Here is a 14879-nt window from a genome sequence, read left to right as displayed (position 1 = left end):
ATAATTGTTTGATTTTTAATTGATTTATACTTTATAGACTGCTTTAAATTATAAATGTTACATCAAAATCATCTTTTAACAATTCTTTAACCCAAAAAATTTCATACTCAACGGTCTTGGCAAACTATTAAAAACGAAAAAGGTCAGTACTGATTGTACTGACCTTTTATATAATAAGTTAATTAATTTTAAGCTAAAACTTGTTGTACCTTATCTGCCGCTTCTTGAAACTGCGTAGCACTTAATACAGCTAAACCAGATTCATCAATTAATTTTTTAGCAATATCTGCATTAGTACCTTGTAATCTCACAATAATAGGAACATTAATATTACCCATATTCTTGTAGGCATCGATAACACCTTGAGCCACACGATCACAGCGAACAATGCCTCCAAATATGTTAATTAAAATAGCTTTCACGTTTGGATCTTTAAGTATGATTCTAAAAGCAGCTTCAACGCGCGCCGCATCTGCCGTACCACCTACATCTAAAAAGTTAGCTGGCTCTCCTCCTGCTTGTTTAATTAAATCCATAGTTGCCATAGCTAAACCAGCACCATTTACCATACAACCTACATTTCCATCTAAATCCACATAGTTTAATCCTACTTCTTTAGCTTCAACTTCAATTGGGTTTTCTTCACGTAAATCGCGTAAATCAACATAATCCTTATGTCTGTATAAAGCATTATCATCAATAGTAACCTTTGCATCAACAGCCATTATTTTGTTATCACTTGTTTTTAAAACAGGATTAATTTCAAATAATGACGAATCAGATTTCACATATGCGGTATAAAGATTAGAAACAAATTTTGTCATTTCCTTGAATGCATTTCCAGATAAGCCTAAATTAAAAGCAATACGTCGTGCCTGAAATGGCATCAAACCAACACTTGGATCAATTTCTTCAGTAAAAATTAAATGTGGCGTTTTTTCTGCAACAGCTTCAATATCCATTCCACCTTCAGTAGAATACATAATCATATTTCTTCCAGTACCGCGATTTAACAAAACAGACATATAGAATTCATCTGTTTCACTTTCTCCAGGATAATAAACGTCTTCTGCAACCAACACTTGATGAACTCTTTTCCCCTTAGCAGATGTTTGCGGTGTTATTAAGTTCATCCCAATCATTTTACCTGCAATTTCTTCAACTTCTTTGAGGTTTTTTGCAAGTTTCACGCCACCCCCTTTTCCGCGGCCACCAGCATGAACCTGCGCTTTGATAACATACCAACTAGTCCCTGTTTCAGTAGTTAAATGTTTGGCAGCTGCCACCGCTTCGTGAGCATTTTGAGCTACAATACCACGTTGAATACGCACGCCAAAACTGCTTAATATTTCTTTACCTTGATATTCGTGTAAATTCATAATTTGCTTAATATTTTAAGAACAACAAATGTATAGAATACCTATTAATTACGCTAATGTTTTATTTAGTAATCCCATTATAAGTTTTTACTCATTTTATTTTTGTTAATTATTTAACATTTTGTTTAATATGTGAAATAATTTAATTAATTATTTTTAAATTAAGTAAAAAAAATACCTTTGCTAAAAAATAGAAGTATCTCATGTTGAATTCTCAATTACTTAAAATAGCAGAAAATTTTGGAAGCCCAGTTTATGTTTATGATGCTGAAAAAATAGCCTTTCAATATAAACGTTTAACTGATGCCTTTATAGAGGTGAAACATCTCAAAATAAATTATGCAGTAAAAGCCCTTTCTAATATTTCAGTATTGAAATACTTTAATATACTTGGTGCAGGCATTGACACCGTTTCAATTCAAGAGGTTCAGTTAGGATTAGCTGCAGGTTTTTTACCAGAACAAATTATTTTTACACCTAATGGTGTTTCCTTAAGTGAAATTGAAGAAGCTACAAAATTAGGTGTTCAAATTAATATTGATAACTTATCTATTTTAGAACAATTTGGAACCAAACATCCACACATTCCTGTTTGTATAAGAATAAATCCACATGTTATGGCTGGTGGAAATAGTAATATTTCTGTTGGTCATATAGATTCAAAATTCGGAATTTCTATTCATCAAATACCACACTTATTACGCATTATTGAAAACACTAAAATGAACATCAATGGCATTCATATGCATACAGGTAGTGACATTTTAGATATTGATGTGTTTTTATACGCCAGTGAAATTTTATTCGAAACGGCGAAACAATTTAAAAACTTAGAATTTATTGATTTTGGTTCTGGCTTTAAAGTACCTTATAAAATAGGAGATATTGAAACCAATATTGAAGAATTGGGTAAAAAGCTGAGTGAAAAATTCAATAGTTTCTGTAAAGAATACGGCAAAGATTTAACCTTAGCTTTTGAACCAGGTAAATTTTTGGTTAGTGAAGCTGGTTACTTTTTAACACATGTTAATGCGGTTAAACAAACTACTTCAACCGTCTTTGCACAAGTTGATTCTGGTTTTAACCATTTAATTAGACCTATGCTGTACGGTTCTCATCATGATATTATTAATATTTCAAATCCAAAAGGTAGAGAAAGGTTTTACACGGTTGTAGGATATATTTGTGAAACAGATACGTTTGGTAATAACCGACGCATTAATGAAATTAATGAAGGTGATGTGTTATGCTTTAAAAATGCCGGAGCCTATTGTTTCTCAATGTCTAGCAATTATAACTCCAGATATCGTCCTGCTGAAATATTATGGCATAATAAAAAAGCCCATTTAATCAGACAGCGGGAAACCTTTGATGATATATTAAAAAATCAAGTAGAAATTGATTTTAAATCTAAAGAAGATAAGGTTTTGGTAGGTTAAGCATTATCCCTTTTTAGTTCAAAAGACTCAACACGTTTTGGGTCTTTTTTTTTATGATTAAAAACCTTTCATTTTAATATTTTGAAAAAAAACAGAAAAATATTGAAAAATAAAAAAAAATGCTATCTTTAACATCTCCCTATTAATATGTTAAAGCAAAAATTAAGTTGATAATGATTTAATATTTTGCGTGCTACACAATCGGTGAAATAAACTGATGGTGCCCCAAATTGATTTAAATTTTGGATTTTTACGTTAGACCAAGATCTAACACTTAATTATATATTAACAATTAAAACCAACTAAAATTATGAGAAAATTATTTTATGCATTGTTATTACTTCCATTTTTTGCTGTATCACAAGGAAATGAAGCTTTTTTAATAAACTTATCAGAAATCACTGTAAAACCAGGTCATAATGCCCAATTTGTTGAAGGTGTTAAATCATGGAAGAAATGTTATAAAGACAATGATGGGAAAGACCCATGGAATATGTGGAAACGTGTTCAAGGCGAGGGCACAGTATACACCATGACTAGCACCATGGCTAACTGGGCAGAAATGGATAAAGATGGTGATGCCGCCGGAAAGGAATGTAGGATGGCCGTTGTAAACTTAATTATGCCACATGTAAAAAGTGTTAATTATAATATTGCCCGTTCCATGCCTGACATTAGCAGATCAACTGGCATGCCTCAGGACACCAAAGTTGTTTGGGTTTATAATGCAAAAACTAGCAACTCCGGAAGTTTTAGAGAGGTTGTTGGAGAATTGACAGCTGCCACTAAAAAAGCAGAAGGTGATGCCAGAGGAACATGGTACAATGTTCAAGGTGGAGCTCCTGAAGGAGCCAATTATTTCGTAGCAGTTCCATTCAAGAATTTTGCTGACCTAGATGTGGATCGTGATGGTGTATGGAATATTTATGAAAAAGCCAATGGCAAAGCCAAAACAGATGCCTTAAGAGCAAAAATGAGAGCTTCTGTTTCAAGTGACTGGTCTTATATATATTCATTAAATGAAGAACTGTCCTTTTAACTATTATTCATATTGATGGTAAATTCAATACACTTAAATTTTAAAAGAAGTTCAACAATTGTTGAACTTCTTTTAATTTTCATGACAAAATTTCAATATTTCAAAAATATTAATTAGATTTAACAACTCCTCAAGTCTTATTTGTAGCAAAAATAAAAAGACAACATATGAAACTCTCAAAATTCCTTAAAAGGGAATTAATGTTCTTATATTTTTATTCAAATTGTACAGATTATTTTTGATTTTGTTTTAAAATAATTAAAAAAACAATCTATTAACCAACCAAAATAAACCAATTTGAAACTACAAAATGAATCTATTGACATCGTTGATGACACAGAATCTAAAAAGGATCATTTATTCTTAACTGAAAACTCCGTTTTAAGATATTTAACGTTTTCAGCTTTATATCTCGCCCAGGGAATTCCAGAAGGAATCACCTATTTTGCTATACCTGCTTGGTTAGCAATGAATAATAAAACACCGGTTGAAATTGCAAGTTTTGTAGCAGTAATTGGAATACCATGGAGTTTTAAAGTTTTGATAGCTCCTTTAATGGACCGCTTTACCATTTTATCCATGGGAAGAAAACGTCCTTGGGTAATCTTTGGGCAATTGGGTCTTATAGTTTCTTTTTTAGCAATTGGTCTAGTACACGACCCTTTAAATAATTTAAATGGACTCATGATTGCTGGTTTTTTTATTAGCTTTTTTGGAGCTTTTCAGGACGTAGCAACAGATGGAATGGTTATAGACGTGGTCCCTATTAATGAGCAAGCCAGAGCTAATGGCTTAATGTGGGGAACAAAAATTATTGGTACCTCCTTGTCTGTAGTCATTGGAACCAGTTTAATAAATATTTTAGGTTTTACAATAGCCATTTCTTCTTTATCTATTGCCGTTGCTTTTATTATACTAGTTCCTATTTTCTTTAGAGAACGTCCTGGTGAAAAAATAATGCCTTGGATGGCAGGAGAAGCATCAGATGATTCGAAAAAAGCACAACTAGGAAGCTGGAAAGAAATTTTTAAAAGCCTTTTTAAGGTAATTATTTTACCATCAACCATTATTATGGGCATTGCGACAGTAATTAGTGGTACTATGTATGGTTTAATTGATACTCTTTTACCAATTTTTACGATTCAAGAACTGGGTTGGACTAATACATCCTTTTCCCAAGTATATTCTATAACCACATTAGTTGGTGGCTTTTTTGGCATGTTTGCGGGTGGTGCTTTAGTTGATTTTTTTGGCGATAAAAAAATGATTCTTATTTATCTAATTATAACAACTCTTTTGATAGGTGGATTTGCTCTATTACCTGATTTTTGGAAAAATGACACATTTGTATTTGGGTTTATTTTGCTTTATTATTTATTCTATACCTTCCTCTGTATTGCCATGTTCGCTGCTAGTATGAAATTATGTTGGCAAGTAGTTGCCGCAACTCAATTCACCCTATTTATGGCACTTTCTAATATGGGAAGAGCCGTTGGCTCAGGCCTTGTTGGAACTTTTAAAGAAATGATGTCCTGGGATTATGTCTTAATAATCACCGCCATTTCACCATTGCTTACCATCGTTTTTATAAAATTTATTAATTTCAAAAAACAAAGAGAAACTATAAATCAATTTAAAATTTAAACCTATGAAAAATTCAATTAAATTATTTCTTACAATTCTATTAATTAGCCTCACCTCCTGTGAAAATGCCAAAGTTGAAAAAAACATTAAAATGTATTCGAGTACCTGGGATGAAATTATTAACAAAGGGAATTTAGACCTTATTAATGATACGCATTTTACAGAAGATATTACATTAGTTATGAGTCCGGAAAATATTGTGGGTATTGAAGGTTTTAAAGACTATTATTCAAACTTTGTAACCGGCTTTTCTGATGTTGAGTTTACTCTGGCTGATGTTTTTGGTCAAGGTGATAAAATAGTAAAACATTGGAACTTTAAAGGAACACATTCCGGAGAATTTTTTGGTATTCCTGCCACTGGTAAATCTGTAAATGTTGAAGGTGTCACATTAGTAAAGATGAAAGATGGAAAAATTGCTCAAGAACAAGACTTTATGGATAACATGGTATTCCTTCAGCAATTAGGCATACTATCCAATCCCGAAAATGTGGGTATTATAAACGGTCTTTATAATGCATTTGGTGCGGGAGAGATCCCCAATGTACTAGCTGCCCTAGATGCCAATGTGATTTGGAATGAAGCTGAAGGTAATGCCTATGCAGATGGTAATCCATACATTGGGCCTGAGGCCGTTTTAAATGGTGTTTTTGCTCGTGTAGGTGCAGATCATGAGTATTTTAATCTGGCTAATATAGAACTTCATGATATGTCAAATAATCAGGTACTTGCCACCTTACGCTATCAGGGTAAATTAAAAAAGAATGGAGTGATATTCGATGTACAAGCGGCACATCTTTGGACTCTTAAAGACGGGAAAGTTGTTGCCTTTCAACAGTATGTTGACACCAAAAAACTGGCTGATATCAGCAAGAAATAAAAAAACACTATAAAACCAACCAAAAATGAAAACAGTTTTAGTAACTGGAACAAGTAAAGGCATTGGCCTTGAAACGGCTCTTGCCTTTGGAAGAGCCGGCTATAAAGTATTTGCCACGATGCGCAATACTGTAATGGCCAGTGATTTCAAGGAAATAATAAAAAATGAATCGCTTGATATTAGCATATCTGAAATGAATGTTGACTCTGATGCATCAGTAAAAAAGTGCATAGAGGCCATCATTAATGAACATGGCAAAGTAGATGTATTAGTCAATAATGCTGGAATAGAACGTCATGGTTCTGTAGAAGAATTGAGCATGGAGGATTTTAAATCGATTATGGAGACCAATTATTTTGGAGTACTCAGATGCACTAAAAGCTTGCTTCCTATAATGAGAAAGAATCGGAAAGGCTGTATTATAAATGTGGCCTCAGTTGCTGGTCATATTTCAAACAGTCCCTTAGGTGCTTATGCGGCGAGTAAATTTGCCCTGGAAGCAGTTAGTGAAGCCTTGGCACAGGAGGTAAAACCATTTAATATTAGAGTGGCCATAGTTGAACCCGGTATTATAAATACACAAATGGCTCAGGACATTAAGGGAGCATTGGTAAGTAAATCTATTTATCCTCAGGTAAATCGTTTTGGAGGTCTTTTTGCAGCTTCGCTTAAAACGCCAACACCCCCAACTCTGGTAGCTGAAAAGATATTGGAAATTTCTGAAAGTAACACCTGGAAATTAAGACATCCAGTAGGGCCAGATTCAGAACCATTTATACAATGGCGTGCTTCCATGTCTGATGAACAATGGATAGACTGGAATGCTGCGAGTGATGAAGACTGGTATCAATCTGTTGAGCAAGACTTTGGTTTAAATGCCAGATAATTATTGATAAAGAAACCATTCGTATCAGAAATACAGGCGTTATTGGATATTGTTTTCTATTATAAAGACAATTATTTTTTTACCTTTCTATAATTCATATGTTAAATTTAACCTCAAGTTAATCAGTTCAAAATAAATGAAAATAAAAATCATAATCATCATTCTTAGTTTTACACAGCAATCTATGGCTCAATCCTATAAAGAAATTCATAATAATGCCATTTTAATAGATACGCATAATGATATCTTGATGAAAATGGTAGACGATGGCCTTTTGATGGATAGCAATTTAAAAGGAAAAACCCATAGTGACTTAGCTCGATGGAAAGAAGGAGGTCTTGATGTTCAAATTTTTTCTGTGTTTTGTGATGGGACTAAAGTGAATCCCTTTAATTATGCCAATCTACAAATGGATTCTTTGGATGTAGTAGTCAAACGAAATCCAGATAAAATAGTAAAAGTTGCCAATACCAAAGAATTACTAGAGGCTGTAAAGCAAAACAAAATAGCGGCTATGTTTGGGGTTGAAGGTGGACACATGATAGAAAATGATTTAGAAAAATTAGAAGTTTTATATAATCGTGGCGCAAGATACATGACCCTTACATGGAACAATTCAACAGATTGGGCCAGCAGTGCTTTTGACGAGACATTTACAAAAGATTTACCACATCAAGGCCTTACAGATTTTGGAAAACAAGTCATTCATAAAATGAACCAATTGGGAATGATGATAGATGTTAGTCATGTGGGTGTACAAACATTTTCAGACGTTATAAACACAACTACAAAACCTATAATAGCTTCACATAGCTCTGTATATGCCTTATGCAAGCATCAACGCAACTTAAATGATGAACAAATAAAAGCCATTGCTAAAAATGGTGGGGTTATACAAGTAAATTTTCATCCGGGTTTTATTGACCCCAGTTTTGAGGAAAAAGAAAAAGCCTTTTTAGCAAAGCATCAGTCAGAATTGGATTCATTAATGAAAAGCGGAACAGATGAGTGGTACTCTATGGATTACCTTTATAAAAAATACACGAACGAATCAACGGCTATGCGTCCTCCATTATCCATGCTAATTGACCATATTGATTATATAGTAAAATTAGTTGGTACTGATTATGTTGGTATTGGTTCAGATTTTGACGGTATTAATCTGACACCTCAAGGATTAGATGATGTATCAACTTATCCTCTTATAACAAAAGCTTTAGTTGAAAGAGGTTATAGTCAACAAAACATTAATAAAATATTAGGTAAAAACCTTTTACGGGTATTAAAAGCCAATGAATTAAAATAACCATAAAATAAACCCTATGAAAAATACCTTTTTTTATGTTCTATTATCATTACTTCTTCTTGTTGTTAGCTGCAATGAGAAAAAACAATCTCCTATAGAAAAAGAATGTGATCCAAGCTATTTGGATTATTCAAAAAGTGAGGACCAAAAAACCGGAGGTATTAAAATGATACCTATTACTACTCCTAAAGGCACTTTTAATGTGTGGACAAAACGGGTGGGGAACAATCCTAAAATAAAAGTTTTGTTGCTTCATGGAGGGCCGGGTGGTACCCACGAATTCTTTGAAAATTTTGATGGTTATTTACCTAAAGAAGGTATTGAATATATTTATTATGATCAATTGGATTCTTACTACAGCGACAAACCAAATGATTCAACCCTTTGGACAACAGAACATTTTGTTGAAGAAGTTGAGCAAGTCCGTAAGGCATTACATATGGACAATAGCAATTTCTACCTTTTTGGTCAGTCCTGGGGTGGCATATTGGCCATGGAATACGCATTAAAACACCAAGATCATCTAAAAGGTTTGATTATATCCAATATGATGGCAAGCATACCAGCCTATGAAAAATATGCAGCGGAAGTATTAGGACCTCAGCTACCGCCAGAAGTGTACAAAGAAATTAAGGACATGGAAGCAAAAGAAGATTTTTCAAATCCAAGATACGCTGAATTAGTGACTCAATATTATTATACAGAACATGTATTACATCTTCCTTTAAATGAATGGCCAGAATTTATCAATCGTGCCTTTTCACACCTCAACCCTAACATTTACATCTATATGCAAGGCTATAGTGAATTTGGTGTGACTGGTAATGCCACCTTAAAAGGCTGGGACGTTTCAAGCAGGCTCAAAGAATTAAGCATCCCAACCCTCATGATTGGTGGAAAATATGATACTATGGATCCTAAATATATGGAATGGATGAGTACAGAAGTACAAAGAGGCCGCAGTGTAACTACCAATGGCGCCCATTGTTCACAATATGACGACCCTGAAACTTATTTCAATGGTTTAATTAAATTTATAAAAGATGTAGACAATAAAACTTTCTGATTACATTTATAAAACCTATCAACCAACCAAATGATAACCAAACTAGGTGAAAAAGTAACAGTTTTGTTTCAAAAATACATGCCTGATGCATTTGTTTTTGCCATACTACTTACCTTAATAACAGCCTTAATAGCCTATTTTTGGCTTCATGCTTCACTCTTGCAGATCATAGAGTCATGGTATGATGGTTTCTGGTCTTTAATGGAGTTTGGAATGCAAATAGTACTCATTATCATCACTGGTTATGCCATCGCTATTTCACCTATTATCAAAAAAGGTATTGACAAACTTACACTCCTAATAAAAACACCAAGGCAAGTTTACTTTTTTGTTGTTTTTTCAAGTGCCATACTGAATATGATTAGCTTTGGATGGATTGTTATACCCTGTGTTTTAGCAAGAGAATTAGCACTTAGAATTAAAGGGGTTAATTATCCGTTTTTAATTGCTTGTGTCTATTTTGGTGGTGGTAGCTGGGTTACTGGTTTATCAAGTTCTATACCCTTATTGTTAGGTACAAAAAGCAATTATTTAATAAAAGCGGGCATTTTATCAGAAACAATACCTACCACGGTAACACTTGGTTCTTCCTTAAATATAGTGATGATGGTTGTGTTTCTAGTTTTTGCTCCTTTATTGATTCTTTTCTTAATTCCAAAAAGCAACAACTTTAAAGAATTAAACCAAATGTTAGAATCTACCGATGGCAAAAAAGAACTATCCATAAAAGAAGAAGCTTTAAGTTTTAATCTCTCTACCCCGTCTTTTTCAGACCGATTAAATAATGGTTTCTTATTACAAGGCCTTATCGTAATTATGGGACTGACCTATATACTCTTTCATTTTTACACCAATGGATTCGAACTGAATTTCAATATCATGATATTTATATTTTTAATTATTGGGATGTTACTTCACAAAACACCCATGCGCTACGTCATTGCTATGAAACGATCAAGTGGTAATATTTCAGGTATTTTGTATCAGTATCCGTTTTATGCAGGTATCATGGGTATCATGCTATATACAGGGCTTGGTGAGAAATTAGCCCAGATAATGTCCTCAGTTGCCACCATAGATTCCTATGCATTTTTCGCATATCTAACCGGAGGCATAACCAATTTTGCCATTCCATCAGCTGGAGGAGAATTTGCTGTTGTAGGTCCAAGTATCATCAATGCAGTTAAAGATATTGGAGCGGGCCTGCCTGCTGAAGAGATGTCAGCAATGATTTCCAGAGCTTCATTATCTGTTGCCTATGGCGAAAGCTTAACTAATTTATTACAGCCCTTTTTTCTGTTGCTGGTATTTCCAATTATGGGAGCTGGAATCAAAATACAGGCACGAGATGTTATGGGTTATTTAGTCATACCATTTCTTATATTTTTTGTTATACAATCCATCTTAGTAACATGGATACCTTTATAAAATTTTAAAACAATAAAAACACTAACCAATAAATATTTTTTTATGACCACAACCAACCAACATTTTAAGCCCACTCAACAAAGTGGACGCATTAATTCCCTTGATGTCATTAGAGGCATCGCCTTATTAGGAATATTATTAATGAATATTAACGGCATGGGACTACCTTTTGCTTATTCAGACCCAACCATAGCCGGAGGTTCAGAGGGCTTGAATTTACAAGTTTGGATTGCTAATAATATGTTTTTTGAAGGTACTATGAGAGGTTTGTTTACCATGCTCTTTGGTGCAGGTGCCATATTATTAACCAGCAGATTAGAAAAAAGCGGCGCAGGAATAACCACAGCGGATATTTACTACAGAAGAATCCTTTGGTTACTTCTCTTCGGAATTATTAATGTTTACATTTTTCTTTGGCATGGTGACATATTGTATCCTTATGCCATTTTTGGATTGATGTTATTTCCTTTTAGAAACGCAAGTGTTAAAAATCTCATTTTAGTTGGATGTGCTTTGATAACTATCGGTGTTTTGTGGGATATAAGTGATTACCGCAATAATCTTGATACTCAGAAAAATGGCATTGAAATGCAAACGCTTAAAGAACAAGGGGTGGCTTTGAATGAAGAACAACAAGATGTTTTAAACAAATGGGAGAAATTAAATACTAAGCATACACCAGAAGAAGTAAAAGAAAAAATTGAAAAAATGCATCAAGGCTACTGGTCTGTACTTATGGAAAAAGTGAAAGGGAATCAATTTATGCAAACCTGGTTACCATACAGATTATGGGTTTGGGATATATTAAGTTTTATGCTTTTGGGAATGGCATTGTTTAAACTTCGTGTGTTTCATGGAGAACGGAGTAATCAATTTTATATCATACTCCTTGTAACAGGCTATCTCATAGGACTTAGCATCAACTATATGGAAACAAAGATGCTTATTGATAGCAATTTTGATCCTGTAACTATTTCAAAAGCAGATCAATCCTATCAGTTAGGTCGCTTGTTTACCACTTTAGGTCATATTGGGCTTTTTATGTTATTTATTAAATCTGGTATACTTAGATTTTTGCAAAAATCTTTAGCGGCCGTTGGAAAATTAGCTTTAACTAATTATTTAACACACAGTGTGGTTACTTCCATAATTTTTTATGGCGATGGCTTCGCTTTATTTGGTGAGCTTCAAAGATATGAGTTGTACTATATTGTTGGAGCTATTTGGATAGTTCAATTAATCTTTAGTCCTATATGGCTTAAATATTTCTTGTACGGACCAGCAGAATGGGTATGGCGTTCATTAACCTATCAACAAAAACAACCTTTCAAAATAAATTAAAAAAACAACTATCATGCAATTAAAACAATCCATAATAATAGCTTTAGCCCTCAGCGTATTGAGCCTTACTGCTTGGGAAGTCTTTTGGCGCGCTCAAGGGGTGTATCCCACATTAGACGATAACGAAGCCCTTTGGGCTGTACAAAGGCAAAGAGTAGAAAAAGCCACAGATAAAGATATTGTACTCATGGGTTCTTCAAGAGTGCTTTTTGATATGCAATTAGATCAATGGCAGGAACAATCTGGTATTCGTCCGATTCAACTCGCATCAGTAGGTAGCACACCATTACCCATTTTTCATGATGTAGTTAATAACACCAATTTTAACGGAACTATTGTTGTTGGCGTAACACCCGGACTGTTTTTTTCAACCACTTCTCCAGATGCTCAACCTTGGCAATGGCCTCAATCTAAAGTAGATTATTATAAAAAAAGAACCTATGCACAAATAGCAAATCATTTTTTATCATTACCACTACAAAAAAACTTAGCATTTATAAGTGAAGACCAAGGGGTTGATGGTGTTAAATTAAAAGAATTACTTGGAAAAATAAATGTAGGAGATCGGGTTGTAGACCCAATGCCTCCTTTTCATGAATTTGGAGAAATTCAAGAAGACAGAAATTTAAAAATGAAACAAATTACCGTTACTGATACGGCCTATGCCAATTCAATAATAAAAGTATGGCAGTTTTTTATGAAAGGTGCAGCAAGCGGTCCACCACCAGATAAGGAATCAACTATGACCTTCTTTTTAGATGATTTAAAAATATTTGAAGCTCGTGGTGGTCATGTCATTTTAGTAAGATGCCCCTCTAGTGGAAGTTTAAGAGTCGGAGAAAATATGGGAGTACCTAGAGCAGGATTTTGGGATGACCTTGTAAAACAATCTCATTTAAAAGCATATCATTTTGAAGATTATGACCAATTAAAAGATTTGAAATGCCCTGAAGAGTCACACCTTTCTGCTGAAGATGCCCAATATTTCACCACAGAAATTGTAAAAATAATGAAAGCTGATGGCGCTTTATCTCACCTTAAAACCAACTAATTATGTTATTTAATTCATTAAGTTTCGCAGTGTTTTTAGTAATTGTATTAGCACTGTATTATTCAAAATTATTCAATTGGACTGGTAAAAAGGGTATGCTGCTTTTTGCTAGTTATATATTTTACGGATTATGGAATCCGCCTTTAGTTATTTTACTCTGGATTTCAACAGTGGTAGACTGGATTACAGGAAAAAAATTAGCAATAGAAGAGGATAAGCGCAAAAGACTGTACTGGTTATTGTTAAGTATGTTTGTCAACTTAGGCTTTCTCACCTTTTTTAAATACCGGGATTTCCTTCTCGACAATTTTACTACCGTAGTGAACACCTATGGTTATGGCTATCAATCGTCAAAAATGGATATTATATTACCTATGGGAATCTCGTTTTATACTTTTCAAACCATGTCTTACACTATAGATATGTATTTAAAACGTACTGAACGAGCCAAAACCTTTTTAGATTTTGCGTTATATGTTACATTTTTCCCGCAATTAGTGGCAGGTCCTATAGTAAGAGCTCAAGATTTGATTTCTCAGTTTTACGAAGCAAAAAGAGCGACTGTCAATCAATTTGTCTGGGGTCTGTTCTTATTGACTTTAGGACTTTTCCAAAAAGTAGTCATGGCAGATACCTTGCTTTCAGACAGTGTTGATAAGGTTTACGGCTCAGATAAAATTTTAAATTTCTGGGATGCCTGGATGGGCACCCTAGCGTTTTCAGGTCAAATATTTTTTGATTTTGCCGGCTATTCAACCTGCGCCATTGGAATCGCTTTAATGTTAGGAATTATCTTGCCAGACAACTTTAAATATCCTTACGCCTCCTTGGGTTTTTCTGATCTATGGAAACGATGGCATATAACCCTTTCTTCTTGGTTACGTGACTATTTATACATCCCTTTAGGCGGCAATCGCCACGGAGTAGTGAGAATGTACTCTGCCCTCATGATTACTATGTTGTTAGGCGGCCTTTGGCACGGAGCTGCATGGACCTTTATTGTTTGGGGCGGTTTACATGGTACGTATCTTATTTTAGAGCGCTTACAACGTCAATATATTCCTTTTAAAATCACTAAATGGAATGGGATGTTTCTGGCTTTTACAACCTTTACCTGTGTGAATATTACCTGGGTCTTTTTTAGAGCCAGAGAGTTTAAAACAGCCTGGAATATGATTGGTTCTATGTTCTATTTGCATCCTGAAGGCGAAAAAGTACTAGGTTCCTTTGATGTTTTGAAAGTGGGAATTATTATAGGGCTCCTTTTTATATGCCATTGGTTTATGAGAAACACCTCAGTTGAAGCGGTTTCAAAAAAAATACCACCCATAGCATTGGCTATTGTTTGGGCTGCCATGTTCTTCTTGGTTGCCATAGCACAAGGTAGTGGTGAGCAATTTATTTATTTTCAATTTTAAAA

General features: G+C 34.1%; 12 protein-coding genes. 11 read left to right on the top strand and 1 reads right to left on the bottom strand.

Annotated features, from left to right (window positions below; genetic code table 11):
- Nucleotides 1-188 precede the first annotated feature (188 nt).
- The gene (sucC, locus tag V8G56_RS06125) at nucleotides 189-1379 is read right to left on the bottom strand and encodes an ADP-forming succinate--CoA ligase subunit beta (protein ID WP_395437541.1); all 1191 of its coding nucleotides are present in this window, start codon (nucleotides 1377-1379) and stop codon (nucleotides 189-191) included.
- 203 nt (nucleotides 1380-1582) lie between these two features.
- Here sucC and lysA point away from each other — a divergent pair, with 203 nt between their 5' ends.
- From lysA to V8G56_RS06070, 11 genes are all read left to right on the top strand, one after another.
- The gene (gene lysA / locus V8G56_RS06120; protein ID WP_395437540.1) at nucleotides 1583-2818 is read left to right on the top strand and encodes a diaminopimelate decarboxylase; all 1236 of its coding nucleotides are present in this window, start codon (nucleotides 1583-1585) and stop codon (nucleotides 2816-2818) included.
- A gap of 310 nt (nucleotides 2819-3128) precedes the next feature.
- Nucleotides 3129-3857, top strand: coding sequence for a hypothetical protein (locus tag V8G56_RS06115; RefSeq protein WP_395437539.1), 729 nt, complete (start codon nucleotides 3129-3131; stop codon nucleotides 3855-3857).
- Between the two features lie 297 nt (nucleotides 3858-4154).
- The gene (locus tag V8G56_RS06110; protein ID WP_395437538.1) at nucleotides 4155-5501 is read left to right on the top strand and encodes an MFS transporter; all 1347 of its coding nucleotides are present in this window, start codon (nucleotides 4155-4157) and stop codon (nucleotides 5499-5501) included.
- Between the two features lie 4 nt (nucleotides 5502-5505).
- The gene (locus V8G56_RS06105) at nucleotides 5506-6381 is read left to right on the top strand and encodes an ester cyclase (protein ID WP_395437537.1); all 876 of its coding nucleotides are present in this window, start codon (nucleotides 5506-5508) and stop codon (nucleotides 6379-6381) included.
- A 25-nt stretch (nucleotides 6382-6406) separates the two neighbouring features.
- Nucleotides 6407-7267, top strand: coding sequence for an SDR family oxidoreductase (locus V8G56_RS06100; RefSeq protein WP_395437536.1), 861 nt, complete (start codon nucleotides 6407-6409; stop codon nucleotides 7265-7267).
- A gap of 136 nt (nucleotides 7268-7403) precedes the next feature.
- Nucleotides 7404-8573, top strand: coding sequence for a dipeptidase (locus V8G56_RS06095; RefSeq protein ID WP_395437535.1), 1170 nt, complete (start codon nucleotides 7404-7406; stop codon nucleotides 8571-8573).
- Between the two features lie 16 nt (nucleotides 8574-8589).
- The gene (locus V8G56_RS06090; protein ID WP_395437533.1) at nucleotides 8590-9639 is read left to right on the top strand and encodes a proline iminopeptidase-family hydrolase; all 1050 of its coding nucleotides are present in this window, start codon (nucleotides 8590-8592) and stop codon (nucleotides 9637-9639) included.
- A 30-nt stretch (nucleotides 9640-9669) separates the two neighbouring features.
- On the top strand, nucleotides 9670-11067 hold the full coding sequence (locus V8G56_RS06085) for a short-chain fatty acid transporter (protein ID WP_395437532.1): 1398 nt from the start codon (nucleotides 9670-9672) through the stop codon (nucleotides 11065-11067).
- A 42-nt stretch (nucleotides 11068-11109) separates the two neighbouring features.
- On the top strand, nucleotides 11110-12408 hold the full coding sequence (locus tag V8G56_RS06080; protein ID WP_395437531.1) for a DUF418 domain-containing protein: 1299 nt from the start codon (nucleotides 11110-11112) through the stop codon (nucleotides 12406-12408).
- Between the two features lie 13 nt (nucleotides 12409-12421).
- Entirely contained in the window at nucleotides 12422-13459 is a 1038-nt protein-coding gene (locus V8G56_RS06075; RefSeq protein WP_395437530.1) for a hypothetical protein, read from the top strand.
- Nucleotides 13460-13461: 2 nt separating this feature from the next.
- Nucleotides 13462-14877, top strand: a complete 1416-nt coding sequence (locus V8G56_RS06070) for an MBOAT family O-acyltransferase (RefSeq protein WP_395437528.1) — start codon at nucleotides 13462-13464, stop codon at nucleotides 14875-14877.
- Nucleotides 14878-14879 lie beyond the last annotated feature (2 nt).

This window comes from Gaetbulibacter aquiaggeris (assembly GCF_044003965.1).
Taxonomy (GTDB): domain Bacteria; phylum Bacteroidota; class Bacteroidia; order Flavobacteriales; family Flavobacteriaceae; genus Yeosuana; species Yeosuana aquiaggeris.
Note: the sequence above shows the minus strand (reverse complement) of the source record. Positions and strands in the feature narration are given on the sequence as shown.

What these genes read in the sequence shown, in the direction of transcription:
- V8G56_RS06070 (WP_395437528.1), top strand. Translation starts at nt 13,462, where the DNA reads ATGTTATTTAATTCATTAAGTTTCGCAGTGTTTTTAGTAATTGTATTA.
- V8G56_RS06095 (WP_395437535.1), top strand. Translation starts at nt 7,404, where the DNA reads ATGAAAATAAAAATCATAATCATCATTCTTAGTTTTACACAGCAATCT.
- V8G56_RS06105 (WP_395437537.1), top strand. Translation starts at nt 5,506, where the DNA reads ATGAAAAATTCAATTAAATTATTTCTTACAATTCTATTAATTAGCCTC.
- V8G56_RS06085 (WP_395437532.1), top strand. Translation starts at nt 9,670, where the DNA reads ATGATAACCAAACTAGGTGAAAAAGTAACAGTTTTGTTTCAAAAATAC.
- V8G56_RS06100 (WP_395437536.1), top strand. Translation starts at nt 6,407, where the DNA reads ATGAAAACAGTTTTAGTAACTGGAACAAGTAAAGGCATTGGCCTTGAA.
- V8G56_RS06090 (WP_395437533.1), top strand. Translation starts at nt 8,590, where the DNA reads ATGAAAAATACCTTTTTTTATGTTCTATTATCATTACTTCTTCTTGTT.
- V8G56_RS06115 (WP_395437539.1), top strand. Translation starts at nt 3,129, where the DNA reads ATGAGAAAATTATTTTATGCATTGTTATTACTTCCATTTTTTGCTGTA.
- V8G56_RS06080 (WP_395437531.1), top strand. Translation starts at nt 11,110, where the DNA reads ATGACCACAACCAACCAACATTTTAAGCCCACTCAACAAAGTGGACGC.
- sucC (WP_395437541.1), bottom strand. Translation starts at nt 1,379, where the DNA reads ATGAATTTACACGAATATCAAGGTAAAGAAATATTAAGCAGTTTTGGC.
- V8G56_RS06075 (WP_395437530.1), top strand. Translation starts at nt 12,422, where the DNA reads ATGCAATTAAAACAATCCATAATAATAGCTTTAGCCCTCAGCGTATTG.
- lysA (WP_395437540.1), top strand. Translation starts at nt 1,583, where the DNA reads ATGTTGAATTCTCAATTACTTAAAATAGCAGAAAATTTTGGAAGCCCA.